12 protein-coding genes are annotated in these 16,409 nt (G+C 43.3%); 5 read left to right on the top strand and 7 right to left on the bottom strand.

Annotated features, from left to right (window positions below; genetic code table 11):
* Positions 1 to 11: 11 nt before the first annotated feature.
* Genes IQQ51_RS02785 through hisD form a run of 3 tightly spaced genes read right to left on the bottom strand, consistent with a single transcriptional unit; the run spans position 12 to position 3,050 of the window.
* Positions 12 to 1,007: a cupin domain-containing protein gene (locus IQQ51_RS02785; RefSeq protein ID WP_193840302.1), complete on the bottom strand. Its 996-nt coding sequence runs from the start codon at positions 1,005 to 1,007 to the stop codon at positions 12 to 14.
* Positions 1,008 to 1,024: 17 nt separating this feature from the next.
* Positions 1,025 to 1,756 carry an SDR family NAD(P)-dependent oxidoreductase gene (locus tag IQQ51_RS02780; RefSeq protein ID WP_193840301.1) on the bottom strand — a complete coding sequence of 244 codons (732 nt, stop codon included), beginning with the start codon at positions 1,754 to 1,756 and terminating at the stop codon, positions 1,025 to 1,027.
* A gap of 1 nt (position 1,757) precedes the next feature.
* Positions 1,758 to 3,050 carry a histidinol dehydrogenase gene (gene hisD / locus IQQ51_RS02775; RefSeq protein ID WP_193840300.1) on the bottom strand — a complete coding sequence of 431 codons (1,293 nt, stop codon included), beginning with the start codon at positions 3,048 to 3,050 and terminating at the stop codon, positions 1,758 to 1,760.
* Between the two features lie 324 nt (positions 3,051 to 3,374).
* On the opposite strand from hisD, the gene IQQ51_RS02770 reads away from it, so the two are divergent.
* From IQQ51_RS02770 to IQQ51_RS02750, 5 genes are all read left to right on the top strand, one after another.
* A complete protein-coding gene (locus IQQ51_RS02770; RefSeq protein WP_193840299.1) occupies positions 3,375 to 4,124 on the top strand; it encodes an HpcH/HpaI aldolase family protein in 750 nt (249 codons plus the stop codon).
* Positions 4,125 to 4,263: 139 nt separating this feature from the next.
* Positions 4,264 to 5,229: a LacI family DNA-binding transcriptional regulator gene (locus IQQ51_RS02765; RefSeq protein WP_193840298.1), complete on the top strand. Its 966-nt coding sequence runs from the start codon at positions 4,264 to 4,266 to the stop codon at positions 5,227 to 5,229.
* Positions 5,230 to 5,901: 672 nt separating this feature from the next.
* Positions 5,902 to 6,876: an ester cyclase gene (locus IQQ51_RS02760; protein ID WP_193840297.1), complete on the top strand. Its 975-nt coding sequence runs from the start codon at positions 5,902 to 5,904 to the stop codon at positions 6,874 to 6,876.
* A gap of 17 nt (positions 6,877 to 6,893) precedes the next feature.
* Positions 6,894 to 7,889: an ester cyclase gene (locus tag IQQ51_RS02755; RefSeq protein ID WP_416222599.1), complete on the top strand. Its 996-nt coding sequence runs from the start codon at positions 6,894 to 6,896 to the stop codon at positions 7,887 to 7,889.
* The gene (locus IQQ51_RS02750; protein ID WP_193840296.1) at positions 7,882 to 9,615 is read left to right on the top strand and encodes a sodium:solute symporter family transporter; all 1,734 of its coding nucleotides are present in this window, start codon (positions 7,882 to 7,884) and stop codon (positions 9,613 to 9,615) included. The genes IQQ51_RS02755 and IQQ51_RS02750 overlap by 8 nt, the downstream gene beginning before the upstream one ends.
* A gap of 156 nt (positions 9,616 to 9,771) precedes the next feature.
* Here IQQ51_RS02750 and IQQ51_RS02745 read toward each other — a convergent pair whose 3' ends face one another.
* The 4 genes from IQQ51_RS02745 to IQQ51_RS02730 all read right to left on the bottom strand — a co-directional run.
* Positions 9,772 to 10,308: an RNA-binding S4 domain-containing protein gene (locus IQQ51_RS02745; protein WP_048611027.1), complete on the bottom strand. Its 537-nt coding sequence runs from the start codon at positions 10,306 to 10,308 to the stop codon at positions 9,772 to 9,774.
* Between the two features lie 78 nt (positions 10,309 to 10,386).
* Positions 10,387 to 11,676, bottom strand: coding sequence for an ATP-binding protein (locus IQQ51_RS02740; RefSeq protein ID WP_193840295.1), 1,290 nt, complete (start codon positions 11,674 to 11,676; stop codon positions 10,387 to 10,389).
* Between the two features lie 20 nt (positions 11,677 to 11,696).
* A complete protein-coding gene (locus tag IQQ51_RS02735; protein ID WP_193840294.1) occupies positions 11,697 to 12,401 on the bottom strand; it encodes a response regulator in 705 nt (234 codons plus the stop codon).
* A gap of 236 nt (positions 12,402 to 12,637) precedes the next feature.
* A partial coding sequence (locus tag IQQ51_RS02730; protein ID WP_228012656.1) for a zinc-dependent metalloprotease occupies positions 12,638 to 16,409 on the bottom strand: 3,772 nt, incomplete at its 5' end.

The raw sequence follows: 16,409 nt of genomic DNA, 5'->3' as shown, positions 1-16,409 counted from the left end.
CATTCGTTACCCTATACAGTTTGTGGCTGATCGGAACCAAGAACAACGTAAGTAAAGCTAGTGCCTCGTAGGTTTTCAAGGCTGTATGACGCGCCGTCTGGAACACTGAACACATCACCAGTGGTCAGCACGACTTGCGCCTGCTCGCCCTCTTGGACGATGTTTAACAACGTGTCACCTTCAAAGTTAATCAGTACCTGCTTCTCACTACGTTTGTGTACTGGGATGCTCGCACCTTCAGTCAATTCATAAGCCATGATGCTGACGTCATCAACGCTTTTAACTTGGAAGTCGTAGTCAGATGATGGGTGTCCTGTTAACGCAAATTGTTTAACGCCCGGCTTATCAAAATCACCAGAAACCTCTCGATAATCCTTTTTCAGCGCAACAAAAGGCATCATCTGTTCAGCCGTGTAAGTATCAAATTTGCTCAACTCTTCGCTCGTTAGCAGAGGCATCAGCTCAGACTCATTTGGAATAGCATCGCCGTCAATGGTATCAACCAATGTACCGTCCGCTTTTAGGTATAAACCGTAACCTTGGCTATCAGTAATCACGCTTGGGTGCCAAACCACACCACCACCGGAGTTATCGCCACCTAAAACAGAGTACATAAAGCCGTAATCACGCCCTACTACCTCAAAGCCTCTAAAAAGATTGGTCGGAATAGAGATGACATCACCGTGTGAAAGCACCGCTTCGTGTTCACCTTCGTTACCCCAATAGAATCTAAACTGACCTTTGAAGACCACGAATAGCTCAGCAGTGTGATGAGAGTGCAGAGAGTTCTTAATGCCAGGAGGCTGACCAGCAGCACCTATGTTAAAACCTGCGGTTTCACGAATATGAACATGCTGACGGCTGCTTTCAGCCACACCAGCACCAATGATGCAGAAGTTATCTTTTAGATCGCTTCCCGGAGTACGTGCATCAATGAAAGCACTTGTGCCTGGGATCAGCTCCATGTAACGAACGAGATTATTATTTATTCTATTTTGTAGAGTCATTCTAAATTCCTTCTTACCTAACCTAGCGGCCTGCCACCATCCACTGCGATGGTATTACCCGTTGAAAATGTCAGTAGTTCCGCAGCGGCATAAACAGCGTTGGCAACCTCTTCATCACTGGCTAATCGCTTTAGTGGTGTCGATTGCTCTTGTGCATTACGCCATTCATCATCTAGCCCTTTGACAAATTCGGTATCCACTAAGCCTGGAGCGACAGCGAGCACTCGAATGTCAGGAGACAATGCTCGACCTAATGATCGTGTCATATTTTCGACTGCAGACTTACTCGCACAGTAAGCCACGTTACTGCCCATTGCGGTTTGCGCTGCAATTGAGGTGATGTTGACCACGCAACCTTTAGCGCTACGAAGTAAGGGTTCAAAAGCACGAACCATGGCGAATGGCGCACGAACATTGACGCGGAAGATCTTGTCTATCAACTCATCATTCAAGGATGCTAAGTCATTGTGTGCGACAAACTTTGTCATGCCTGCACAGTTCACTAGCAAATCTAATGAAGCAGACGACTCTTTAACTTGGTCCGCTAATGCGCCAATCGCAGAGCTGTCTTCAACATTCAGTTGATACATGGCATGACCTGAGCCTTGTAAGGTATCTAAGATTGTTTGAGCTGCGCTTTCATTACTGTTGTAGGTAAACACAACGCGGTAACCAGATTGCGCGAGCTTGTGACATATGGCGGCACCAATGCCGCCACTGCCGCCTGTAACTAAGGCGAGTTTTGTCATGTTATGCCTCTACCGATTTTTCTTTGTAACGACGTACACGAATGTCTGCTTGCTCTTTGTGGCCAGCGAAACCTTCTAGTGCACATAGGCGTGAACAGTACTCACCTACTTTTAGCGAAGCTGATTCCGTTACGCGTTGGTAAGTACATGTTTTAATGAATTTACCGACCCAAAGACCACCGGTGTAGCGTGCAGCTTTATTCGTTGGCAATGTATGGTTAGTACCGATGCACTTGTCACCGTAAGAAACGTTGGTTTCACGACCTAAGAACAACGCACCGTAGTTAGTCATGTTATCTAGGAAGTACTTAGGATCTTTTGTCATGACTTGTACGTGTTCAGAAGCAATATCATCTGCCACTTCAACCATCTCTTCGTAGCTATCACATACAATAACCTGACCGTAGTTTTCCCAAGCTTTGCCTGCCACTTCCGCAGTAGGAAGAATCGTTAGCTGACGTTCAATCTCTTTTACTGTCTCTTTTGCAAAAGTTTCGCTATTGGTTAGCAGTACCGCTGGAGAGTTGTAACCGTGCTCAGCTTGACCAAGTAAGTCCGCTGCCGCTAATTCTGGGTCACAGCCCTCTTCGTCAGCAATAACCAATGTTTCTGTTGGACCAGCGAACAAGTCGATACCAACACGACCAAACAATTGACGTTTTGCTTCTGCTACGAACGCGTTTCCTGGGCCAACGATCATGTCTACCGGTGCAATCGTTTCAGTACCAAGCGCCATCGCGCCAACGGCTTGTACGCCACCAAAGCAATAAATCTCATCCGCACCCGCCATTGCCATTGCCGCAACAATCGCCACATTTGGTTGGCCGTTAAAAGGAGGAGCACAAGCAATAACGCGTTTTACACCAGCAACCTTTGCAGTAAGAACACTCATGTGCGCTGAAGCAACCAATGGGTATTTACCACCTGGGATGTAACAACCAACACTGTTTACTGGCACATTTTTGTGGCCCAGTACGACACCTGGCATGGTTTCTACTTCAACATCGTGCATTGAGTCACGTTGGATCTGAGCGAAGTTGCGAACTTGTGTTTGTGCAAATTCAATGTCGTGCTTGGTTGATTCGTCCAATGCGTCCACACATGCCTGAATTTGCTCATCTGTTAAGCGAAACTGCTCCGGAGACCAGTTATCAAATTTTTCTGAAAGCTCACGTACTGCACTGTCACCTTTCTTTTCAATGTCAGAAAGAATGTTCTCTACCGTTTGGCGCACTTGCGCGTTGTTTGATGCTGATGCTTCTTCAGTGATGCCGTGTTTTAGAATGCGAGCCATGCGTAATTCTCCTTGTGGCGTATGCCTAGTGTTTACTGATTATTGGTTTTAACAGAGTTTATTCTTTGTTTTGTATACTTTTGGATACGAATGCAAAATAAACATAAACATTTTTCTAACACTTGGCAAATCGAAGACAAAACCAAACAAAAATCACATAAACCACTGTTAAATAATAATTTTAACCATAATCACCATCAACATGGCATTCATTAATAGCAAAAAACAATCATATAATGTTGCATTGATCACATAGTTTTTACTCTTTTTTTACAACCACACATGTTAAGTTTTGCATACCTTTGCAATGGAGAGATAAAAGAAATGGATAACTTTAAAAACACACTAAACCACGCAGAACTGCTCGGCACATTTGTCAAAACGCCCCACCCACATATCATTGAAGTGCTTGTGCTAGCAGGGCTGCCTTTCGTTGTATTGGATGCTGAACATGCACCTTTTGATCGTTCGACTCTGGATGCTTGTCTACTTGCTGCGCGTGCCAACCAACTGCCTTGCGTTGTTCGAGTCCAAGATAGCCACCCATCGACCATATTGAATGCGCTAGATTGCGGGGCGACTGGTATTCAGATCCCACACGTATGCAGTGCAGAACAAGCAGAGAAACTGGTGAAAATGTCTCATTACGGTGAAGGCGGCCGAGGTTATGCCGGTTCAAGCCGAGCAGCAAAGTACGCAACCAAACCGATGGCAAACCACTTAGAAGACAGCAAAAATAACACCGTCGTAATTGCACAAATAGAAGACCCTGAGGGGGTGATAAATGCTGAATCTATAGCAAAAGTTGAAGGCATTGATGCACTGTTCATCGGGCAAGTTGATTTAGCCGTATCTTACGGAGCAGCGAGCGTTAACGAAGAATGCGTGCGTGAAGCAAGCATCAAGATCATTGAGGCTGCTAAAAAAGCAAACAAACCTGTAGGTATGTTCGTCGCGAATGCTCAGGTTGCGCGTGACTGGAAAGAGCTTGGCGTGTCCTTCTTTTGTGTGGGTTCTGAACACAAAATGATCATTGATGGCTTTCGAAATGAGCAAGCCGTCATGAATTCATAATTTTTCTTTGTGATTTCAACGGTTACACGTATTGTAATTATCAAACCAGACTCATTGACTATGACGTTGCGCTTGGATTTATCGCGTTATAAGGAGATTCACCATAAAAGCGAAAGTTACTTCTATTGATGTCGCCAAGATGCTTGGCGTATCTCAATCTACCGTTTCTCGGGCATTTAGCCCGACTGCAAGTATCAGTGAGAAGAAGCGAAAAATGGTGATGGATGCCGCTACCAAGCTTGGCTATACACCCAATGCTATTGCTCGTAGCTTGATTTCTAATCGCTCAGGACTTGTAGCTATAGCACTCGATAGTGAGTCGAACCCAATGTACGACTTGCAATCTCGTGCGCTCGCGATGGAAATTCAAAAGCGTGGCGGCCAAGTTGTACTCTGCCCTATCGACAAAGATGACCTCGATCTCGCTATCTCACGTGCAATTGAATATCAAGTTGATGGCTTAATCATCGCCACCAGCCGCCTCACCTCCCGAGCGTTTGCACAATGTGAAAAGTTTGGCGTTCACTTAAGCCTCATCAACCGTTATACAGAAAGCATTAATGCGAACAGCGCTGGCTTAGACAACCAGCGAGCTGGCACGCAAGCGGCTGATTATTTACTTGATAAAGGCTACAAACAACTGGCTTATGTCAGTGGTGATGCAGGCTCAATGACCAGCGACAAGCGTTGGTTAGGCTTCTCTGAAACCGCAAAAACACGTGAAGCGGCCTCCCCTATATTCATCAACGCAAAATACAGTTTTGAAGCAGGATTAGAAGCAGCCAAAGAGCTGATGGAACACACTTCAAAACCTGACGCCGTGTTCTGTGCCAACGACATTCTCGCAATGGGCGTTATGGATGGCTTGAGAAAGCTTGGATGTAACATCCCACAAGACTTCGCAATTATGGGCGTCGATGATATCCCTATGGCAGCTTGGCCAAGCTATGACCTCACTACCATTGCCCAGCCTATCGATAAAATCGTGAAAAGTGCCGTCGAAGACTTGATGCAACGAATTAACGACAATGAAGATGCGAAGGGCGAGTACCTACTTGAACCCGGCACCATCATAGAACGCGGTAGTACTGTACTTAGCCAATAAATCCTTTCTCGTTACACCAATTAAATCCGCTGCGATTGGTGTGCTATACGGATTGTTTTTCGGCATGTTTGTCTACAAAGAGTTGGATTATAAAAAGGTCGTGATGATCATTACCTTTATTCCAGCCATATCACTGTTTCTTCCGGAATTATTGTCTTAAGTGTTCCCTCGAACAAAGCCACTTGAAATTCACCTTTGAGTGGCTTTTTCAATCCAATTATTCTCAAACTTATTGTTGCATGCGAATTCATTCGCAGTTAAACAATCTTAAACAAATAATTAACAATTAAAGTTAAACCTCATCGAACTAGAATCATTACTCTAAATTTTCTCTCGTCATCACTTCGATATGATAAATCGTCACAGAGCATTATCTGATTTGATACCCACTTCTTCACGAAAACTAAATATCAATTAAATACATAAGTTAAACAACAAAGCATTGCCTTTAAACCCAATTATGTTGTTCATATACACTCGATTAATAATTAATCTTCATTCAATTTATCTTAAGAGAGTCGTATTTAGTGAATTGTTAAAAAACAGATCCAACCCACAATAAAGAAACATATGCAATACACCTCATTGACACAATAGCAACAAAAGGCAATATTGGATACGTAACCAAAACTAATTCAATAACGAAACTTTTGACGCATCAGGAGGCGATAAATGGCTATGGTTGGCTTTGATTCTAAATGGCAAGATTTTCCAGACTACATATTAGGTATCACTAAAGAAATTTGGGAAGATCGAGGTCTGAGTACCCTGCATAACTATTACTCACCTGACATTATCGTCCGTACACCACTCTCCATCACGAAGGGAAACGAAAAGGTCATTAGCGCGACCATGGGCACGCTAGCCGAGTTCCCAAACCGTACCTTATTGGGTGAAGACGTTATTTGGTCAGGGACTCCTGAACAAGGCATGCTTTCATCCCATCGAATCATTTCAACAGCAACTCATACTAATGATGGCGTGTTTGGTAAAGCCACGAATAAAACACTTAAGTTTCGAATTATCGCAGACTGCCATGCCATCAATAATCAAATCAATGATGAGTGGATGATCCGAGACATCGCTGCGATTGCAAACCAACTGGGTATGACGTCAGAAGAGTACGCCCGTCAACAAATTGAAATAGAGGGTGGCGTTGAACAATGCTCATACCCTTTCACTCCTCAGGTCGACATACAAGGCCCTTACCTTGGCGTAGGTAACGACAATGAATACGGCCAGCGCTATGAAGACATACTGCGACGTGTAATGAATGCTGAGTTCTCTGTAATACCAACAGAATATGACCGCGCATGTATCGGCGAGTACACGGGTGGGCAAACAGCACTCTCTCATAATGAAATAGACCAGTTTTGGATGTCACTTCGCTCTTCGTTTCCAAACGCTGAGTTCAAAATTCACCACCGTATTGGTCGCAACGACGAAATGATGTCACCACGTGCTGCTATTCGTTGGTCGTTGCAAGGCAAGCATGAAGGCTACGGTATGTTTGGGAAGCCTACAGGAAAAGACGTTTACATCATGGGAATCAGCCATGCAGAGTTTGGACCTTGGGGTCTACGCAGAGAGTTTACGCTACTTGATGAAAGTGCGGTCTGGAAACAGATTTTAATCCAAATCGGTTAACTATATAAGGAAGTATTATTTTGAACAGCTTGATTGAGAATTTCTACAAAACGTATTTTAACGCTCACTCATCAGAACGTACTCAAGTAGTCCACGAGATGCTAAATGCTGATGTTAAATGGTGTGTCGCTCATCCGATTAATGACGTCTCTGGTGTCAAGGCAACCGAGCAAGCATTCCTATTGCCGCTAGTAAGCTCGCTGCCTGATGTTGAACGACGTCCATCAATCGTTATGCAAGGTGAATACGAAGGCCGCACTTGGATAAACTCTACGGGTTATTTCGTCGGCACATTTACACAAACGTTATTTGGTATTCCAGCAACAGGAAAAACACTCTACTTACGCTACACCGAAATGGTTTGTATCCAAGAAGGTCAAATTGTTGAATCCTATCTAATCCCTGATTTTATTGATGCAATGAACCAAGCTGGCGTTAATCCGTTACGCAAAAGCCTAGGTCATGCTGGATTGGTCCCTGCCCCAGCGACTCAAGACGGTATACATACAGGTTGCATCGCAGCTGAAGAGAGTGAGAAAAGCCAAAAGCTAGTCCTAGACATGCTGGCTTGCTTGGGTCGATTTGACGGTAAGCGCCTTGATTCAATGGATTTGGAAAACTACTGGCATGACGACTTTATGTGGTACGGGCCTGCTGGGATTGGTACGACACGTGGAATTCAAGGTTTCAGAGACCACCATCAAGGACCATTTGTATTTGCCTTCCCTGATCGAAGTGTCGATATAGAGCTCAACATTTTGTCCAAAAATGACTACGTATCCACTGGGGGTTGGCCACACATGCACGGTACACATACTGGTAGCAGTGGCTGGTTAGGGTTAGCGCCTACAGGCAAGCACATCGAACTTCGTGTTATGGATATCTGGCGACGCGAAGGAGAATTACTCAAGGAAAACTGGGTCGCTATTGATATAGCACACATATTAAAACAGCTTGGTTACGATCTGTTTGAGCAAATGGATGAACAATTAAAAGGACGTGAGCATGTATGAGTTTGGAGCTTTAAACTGGACAATTCTCGGTACTTATATCGTCCTTACTTTAGTTATGGGTGCACTCGTTGGTAGACGTGTGACTTCCGCTAACCAATTTGCATTAGGCGATAAAAATATTCCATGGTGGGCCATCGGTATTTCCGTTGTGTGTACCTATGTCAGTGCTATGTCTTTCTTGGGTGGGCCGGCTTGGTCTTACAAAGAAGGCTTGTCAGTGATCGCCATCCACCTTAACTACCCGTTAGTGATTTTCTTTATCGTTGCTGTGTTTATGCCGTTTTTCTACAACAACGGCCTCACTTCGATTTATGAATATCAAGAACGACGCTTTGGTAAAGCCTCACGTATCACTCTGTCTTTGATCTTCTTAATTAAACAGGCGATAAGCTCAGCTGCGGTCTTATATGCGACCTCGTTAATCCTCGAATTCATTACAGGCATCGACGTTACTTACTGCATCGTCATTGTCACTGTTATCGCACTGATTTATACCGTAATGGGGGGAATTGCCGCCGTTATTTGGACAGATGTAATCCAAGCGGTCATTCTGTTTCTTGGCGCATTTATCATCATCGAAGCCGTCTGGAATGGCATGCCACAACCCATGACCGAAGTGATGCAAGATCTCAAGTCACAAGGCATGACGAATGCGTTACAAACGAATTTAGATTTAAGCCAAGTTACCACCGTATGGGCTGGCGTTATCGCAATGACAATGTTCCACACCACTGTTTATGGCGGTAACCAAATGATGGTTCAACGCTGTATGGCGGCTAAAAACATGGGTGATGCGAAAAAAGCGATGCTAATGATGGGTTACGTTGCTTTCTTCATCTACTTCGTATTTATCCTATTAGGCGTGTTATTTAACGCTTATTACGATGGTAAAGAGTTCGAAAATGGAAACACCATTATCCTGCACTATGCCAGCGAATATGGTATGCAAGGCTTGATGGGAATCATCGCGGCCGCTATTCTTGCAGCAAGCATGTCTAGTCTAGATTCCGCTTTTAACTCGATGGCTACCGTCTCAGTTTCTGACTTCTACAAACGCTTTTACAAGAAAAACGAGTCAGAGGAACATTACCTCAAAGTATCGCGTTTCTTCACGGTTATGTGGGCGTTATGTATCATCATTCCAGCCTTCATGTTTGCAACCAGCACCGGCTCAGTTTTAGAAATATTAAGTAAAGCAGGTTCCTATTTTGTAGGTGCAAACTTCTGTATGTTCGTGCTTGGTTTTTATTCTAAACATATAACAGAGAAGGGACTATTAATCGGTGTTGCTGCAAGCTTCTTGGCGATTTGGTATGTTGCTGTTGCGACTGATATTGCTTGGCCTTGGTACTGTGTAATCGGTGTGTTAGTCAATGCTACTGTCGCGTACGCTGCAAGCTTATTTCTAACCGGTAAACAGACAGAAATGCACCTCTACACCGTCAAAGGTCAACAAGCAGAATATGCTCGTTTGAACAAACCGATCAAAGAAGATGGTTGGTATGTTGTGCCGGGTAAAGTCGATGCACCTTGTTGGGGGCTACTCATCATGTTTGTATTCTCTCTCGTTTTACTTTGGGGAATTAACGAGTTTATTGAGAACGCACCGATGTTGATTAACTTTATCCGAATTTGCTCTGTTATTGTTGCTACAAGCGTCATCGGTTATATGATTTACGCGTTCAAGCGCTCTAAGCAATCAAACAAAGTAGAACAAGTCAGTTAGGGTTCTATTTAAATTCAACCTAGCTCATTCAAAAAAGGCTCACTAAATAGTGAGCCTTTTGATATTTGCTTAACGTAAACCTAAGTCTAACGTTGCTTGCTTTTTGAAAGAATAGCTTTAGATCAGCAGGTTAGAGCTGTAGTTTAGAACTATAACTTAGAAGAACTCAATCGAATTACGGCCGCTTTTGTCATCACGTGTTGGCTTTGGCGTATCCGCTTTCTTTTTTGGTTTCTTCTCTTTTTTCTCTTTCTTTGGTTCAGCCTTTGCGCTTAGCATTTCTGCTTTGCTTTTCTTAGATTCCTTCTTCTTAGAATCCTTTTTAGACTGACCTTTCTTCGCCTTGTTCTCTTTTTTAGGCGCTTCTTTCTTTTTCGGCTTTTCTGATTCTTCTTGTACTGGCTGATCACACACCACTACATAGTATTCTTGATTGAATTCAAAGAAGTCGCCATCGTACATTTTACGACGCTTACGCGTTTCTAGCTCACCATTTACCGCTACGTAGCCTTCAGAGATGATGTGCTTAGCTTCACCGCCACCACTCACTAGGTTAGCAATTTTAAACACTTTGTAGAGCTCGATTGGCTGTGATGAAACATCAATACCAATTGCTTCAATTTCAATCTCTTCGCCTTCTTCGCCCAGCTCTTGGCCTTCGTAATCAGCGTCTTCGTAATGTTCTTGGTCCATGGTGACCTCTACCTAAATATGTACTTCTGAAATATTGGGCGCAGTGTAATCTTAAAACAACGAAATGACCATGTTGAATTATGGTTCCAGCCTAGGAAACGATAACGCAAAACACGCACCATCTAAGTAACTCTCACCAACTGTCACATGTGCTTGGTGTCGGTCGCATACTTGTTTGACAATAGCTAACCCTAAGCCATGACCAGTTTTTCCCTTGTTCCTTGCGGCATTAGCGCTATAAAAAGGGTCAAACAAATATGGCCAATGTTCAGCCTCAACGCCTTTGCCATCATCATGAATCTCAATAACAAATTCATTGTCGGTATACCACAACTCAACCACTATCTTGGTATCAGCGAACTTAAATGCATTCCGTACAATATTATCCACCGCCCTATTGAATAACTTTAGATCAACATAAAAAGAGGCAGGAACTTTTAATGGCACCTTAATAAGGTCGAGTGTTGTCTCTTTCTCCCAGATGCTAAAACGCTCGTTTAGCCATTCATTGGCATCAATAGGCTGCTTAAGTAACTCAAAACCTCCCCTTTCTAAGCGAGCGTAATATAGTAGCTCATCAACCATGTCTTCCATTTCTTCAGTATCCGCCAGAATGCGAGCTATTGCCTTAGATTGCTGCTCGGTCGGCGCTAAATCACTCAACAACTCAGCTTGCCATTGAATCCGGAATATAGGGGTTCTTAGCTCATGTGCTACCGCGTTAGTCAAAGACTTATTACTATTGATTAAATCTCTTATCTTGTCTGCCATGACATTAAAGCTGCGGTTCAACGTCCCCAACTTTATGCTGTTCTTCTCAGATGCTCGCTCTAATAGATCACCATGAGAAAAAGCAACCGTCGCCATTTCAAGGTTGTTTAATCGGCGCTTGATTCTCCAAACCAAAAACAAGCCGCTAAACGCAAAACCTGTTATGGCAAACACCCAAATAAGACGGTTTTCAAATTTAATTTGCTTCCTCAAGTAAGAATCTTTGTTCTTGGACAACTCATATAAATCGTCGCTTCCAACCAACCTAAACCAAAGAAAGTATTCGTCATGATAGTAAACATCTCGACCTTGTTGCTGAAATGCTCTTCTCACTAATTCGGGGGCACTATCAAAAGGGATGATTCGGAGATTCTGTCTAGTCTTAGCCGCGTAACGTTTTAAAAGTTTCTGTGTTTCAAGCAAACCTTTTTCACGGTAAACCACATCAATTAATTCTTGATAAGCTTCAGCTTGATGGTCTCGTAATATGTATTCATAGTCAGTGCTTAACTTGTAAACAATAAAGGCATAGGAATATATACTCACTAAGAAGATGGCAGTCAGTCCCGCTAGGTATTCAAAATAGATGCGTCGCATGTTATTTATTCCACTACCCGTTACCAACGTTCAGGTACGAACAAGTAGCCTTTGCCTCTTACAGTAATGATCTTTTTCGGTGGGACAGTTACGTCATTGAGCTTTTTACGTAAGATTACGATTTTGTTATCGATAAAACGATCGAAGCCATCGTACTCGATGCCTCTCAGCTGTTGAGTCAGAAAATTTCGTGATAAAACTTGCTCCGGAGAAGAAGCTAACAACCAAAGTAATTCAAATTCACTATCCGCTATCGATATCTCTTGTCCAATATGCGTACAAGCTTTAGTAGCACGATTTAGACTTAATTTACCAAAAACCAACTCATTCTTACTCACATCAGCACTTACAGAACTTTCAGAGCTACGACGTAAAAGCATCCTAACTCTCGCCAGTAACACTCTTTGACGAATGGGTTTACTAATAAAGTCATCGGCACCGGTTTCTAAAGCGGCTACATGATCGAAATCATCATCACTCGCGGTAAGAATCAATATCTTCCCATTAAACTGACTTCGCACTTGTCGACAAATAGTCAGTCCATCAACTTCCGGCAACATGAGATCAAGTAGAACAATGTCGGGCTGAATAGTTAAAATTTTCTCACACGCTAATGCTCCATCAGAAATAGTGACAACTTCAAAAGATTGACTTTCAAAGTACTCCTGTAACATCTCTCTTAAGATGGGATCGTCTTCTACGATCACGAGTTTCGGGTTGGTCATAAATCCTTCTCACCATTCCTTTGCTACCTTGCGAACCGCCTCTTTATTTCGAAATTCAGCACATTCTTATTACATAACTTCAATTTATAAAATTAACAAAAACATCTATATAACATATAAATAAAGGGCAATGCAGCTAAAAATAGACCAAAAGCTCTTAATTTTACACTCAAAAAAACCGGCCACCTTAACAAGGAAACCGGTTCGATTTATGAGTTTATTTGAACATTTGTTATTTAATCATCATAAACAGGGAGCTGCTCAAATGCGCGGCGGAATGATACATACTCATTTGAACTCCACAGACGAAGCTCCTCTGGGTCGTAGTCATACACTTCCTTGTGAGATGCATTGAGAGAGCTTGTATTATTCTCAGTAATTTGGTCACCAAAGATCTGTGCCACGTTAAACATATTGTCTAATTCATCGTCTTCAAACTTGCCAATCGCACTGTTTTGCGCCGTTTGTAGTCGAGCTAAAGAGTTACACTTACGCTTCATATGATCTTCATCTGACTCACCATCCACTTTAAAACGCAGACACTTGTTGCCCTCTTCTTCATACTCTTCAAACATACGGTCAAACATAGTCCAACGCGCAAACCCAGTTGTCTCTCGAAGTGCAACCAACGCATCCTTATCACCGATTGCAATAATACGAGCTTCATTGCGATCACGTGTATTTCTAAACACTGAAAGAGCATTACGAACACGGTAAGGCAGGCCATTTAGCTTCTCGACTCGAGCCTTTTGATCCTCTTGGTACAGAGCACGTGACGCCACAGCATTGGCGAGCGTATTACGCGAGTTCAAAGAGTAGTTCACGCCTTTCCATGTAAACTTGACGCCATCAGGGTCAGCAGAACTGCTGTTTGCCAAGTTAATATGGATTGAGTCGCTTAAACCTCTCACCGAGTCACTTAAACCATACTCATTTGCACGGTTGTATTTGTTCAGGTTGGCTAGAAGCGTGCCAAAGTAAGGGACTGTTGTATCTTGTGGTGAACCTTCCGTCCAGTATTCAAACGCCTCTTGTCCGCCCATTACAAAGTAACGTTTCATCGGCCATAAGTATGACGGCACAGCTTCGATTGTTTTCGCCAGGCTTGGTTGGTAACGCAAAACCGTTTCAACGTAGTCTCCGTTACCATCGACGAAGATCGCTTGACGCGCTTCTGGTCGTCCCGCTAAATCAGACAAGTGCGTATATAGTTTTGTGATCTTATCTGATAGGTCCACCAGAGCCAAACTAGAGTTCTCTGTGGAGATGTATGGTGAATCACGACGAACCAGCATTTGTGCTGCAAGCAATTTGTCAGGCCATACGCCAAGCAAATCCATAGAGTTAGACGCGGTTTGATATGGGTTATTCGCTTTCAAACTCGCCCAAATATGACCATCACGAGTCTCTGAACGCATGACGACTTCGTTACTTTGATTTTTCAACGTTTGAACAAGTTCTTCGTCAAAACAACTTGTTGGGACATCACGGTTTGGCGACATACCCGTTTGGTAGGTTAACCATAAGTCTGACAAGGTTGCAAAACGATAACGGTTAGGGACCCCATCGATACCACTTAGCTCTTCCAATTCACATACTTTGTCGGGTGCCGTTAACACGTCAAGGAAGAATTCTGCTGCCATATTTGCAGCATTGTAAGTGTCACAAATTGGACGAAGGCCTGCCGACATATTATCAAGTGGTACTGGATTACCACGCCAATCTAAACAGTTATTCTCGGCAATTTCTTCAAATACCTGTCCTTTGTTATTGGTTGTGTCTGCGCCGATGTAACGCGCAAATACAAAATCAATTTCACCGACGTTTTCAACAATGTCACGGATCTTCTGAAACTCATTCATACGCATCCAGAAGTACTCATACTGATTGTATTGAGTAAACCAATCTCGACCGTTTCTGCGGTTGGCCGTTTCGTAGCTATCGTAGTAACGTTGGATACGGAACTCTGTAATTTCAGTGAGTGACGTACCTTCATCAAAGCGATCACAGTTTAAGCTTGTGTAGGTGTGTTCGTCGGTACAGAAACGGTAACTCGCCAGCTCTGGAATATCGTCAGTACCCGCATTCGCGCGCAAGTGTGCAATTACGCCAGTAGGATACGCATTGTAATCCTCTGTCATCTCACGATCGTACTCAGCTAGAGAGTAAGTTTTACGAAGTTGTGCACCCGTTTTGTCATGAACAGAATCACCAATAAATTCATTGGTTTCAATTTCACGAGCATAAGCAAACTTTAGTGCAGCTTTATCATATTTACCGAACACAAGTAGTTCATCGAAAATTGAAGCGCCATAGTCCATAATAGAGCTGTACGCGGCTGGTTTTGCTTGGTGGCCTAATGTACTGCGCGCTAACTCTTCTTCTGTGTAAAAATGAGCTTTGTCTGTCGAACCCATGAAGTTATGGCGTAAACCTAAGTTGTGGCCTAATTCATGAATCAAAGTCGACTTAAACATATGCTCAGATATCGCTTCGCTTGCAAGTTTCTGCTGGTCAAGGTCGAGGTCATTCCACGTTTTCATGGTGTTCTGCTCGTCGTCAGCAAAGAATCCACCATTGGTATAGTCAATTCCTGTGATCAAACCTTTCGCTTTAGTACTCAGCCACATTGCATCTTCGCTGTAAACATTCTGTTCAGAAAAACGCTTAAGCATATCTTGGCGCTTGTAGAAAGTTTGAAGTGCCAAGTCCTTATTGTTCACATCAAACCTATGACCAAAGTCAGCCTTTGGGGTTTGATTGACAAATTTACCTTGTCCTACAAACGCCATTTCGTCTTCTGTTACAGCAGGAACAAATTGATCTGGCCCACGATCGCTTGCGACCATGTCTGTAAAGGCATCAATGTCAGTTCGTGGCTCAGCAACGGGTGCTTCGTCACCACCTCCAGCATCAACATTCTGTATTTCTTCAGCAACAGGTTCTAGCTTCTCAATTTCCTGACGGTTATAGCGCAACGCTAAATCATTCCAATAGCGACGAGTCGTGGTACGAATCACACCAAGGTATTGATTGACGTGTGCATGAATGATCTCACCCGTGAGTGGGTTAGTTGCGGAAGGCCCGTAACCCAACAAACCATTGTCTACAGGGTCTGCAATAAGATTAAACACGTTGTAACGAAGGTCACCGGGTTGAATACCTGCTCTCGCATCAGTATTAACAATTTTAATTGGAGGCACACCAGTACCTTCAAGTGACTCATTCACCTCTTTCATTGTATCAATCGTCAATTGGAGATACGCCTCATTACCTTCGTCAAAGTAACTATCACTTAAATAGTAATCAATCGACTCTAGGTTCGGGTTGAAACGGTTGATGTAAGCAAAGCGTGAACCTTGTACATCGCTCTCACCTGTGTGTGTTTTTACGGCTTTGCTGTCGTTAAAGAAGCCATAGTAAGCACTGTCTTGGCCCTGATAATAAACTGGCTCGTAGTTTGAGCTCGCTAGTTTGTCTAATCTAACTAGCGAGTAGAAAAAACGCGTCTTAAATGACAAGTTTTCTAGGCCACCAAACTCATATTGGTCATCCGGATCGGCTGTATATGTACGCTCAATTTCGACGTTAATTACACCTTCTTCCGGGTTGTACTCATATGAGATAACACGTGGGTCAGCACTCTCAGTTACGTTACTCGCTGTATACCAAGTGCTGAGCGTATCTTCCGATAACGATTTGATATTTTCGTATTCAGGAACAAAGTGTGTCGCTGTTGTCCAGTCGACATTCTCATCCTGATTTATCTCTTCTTTATTGGTACATTCGCCGTAACCGTTTTCAGCGCAGCGATACTGTCTGAATTCACCTGGAATTTTCAGTACCGGTACGCGATTGATTTCATGCTCCCAACGACTAGGCTCCAGAGAATCTACTTTATCGCGATCCAATGCTTCAACATAGATACCGTTAGTTTTATCAAAGCGTAGTTTGACAAGCTTTGGATCGCCTTGGAAAAAGCCACGCTGAGTCATTGCGTAACGTGGA

Source organism: Vibrio sp. OPT18 (assembly GCF_015163615.1).
GTDB lineage: Bacteria > Pseudomonadota > Gammaproteobacteria > Enterobacterales > Vibrionaceae > Vibrio > Vibrio coralliirubri.
The sequence above is the reverse complement of the archived record's forward strand: the minus strand, read 5'-3'. Positions and strand labels throughout refer to the sequence as shown.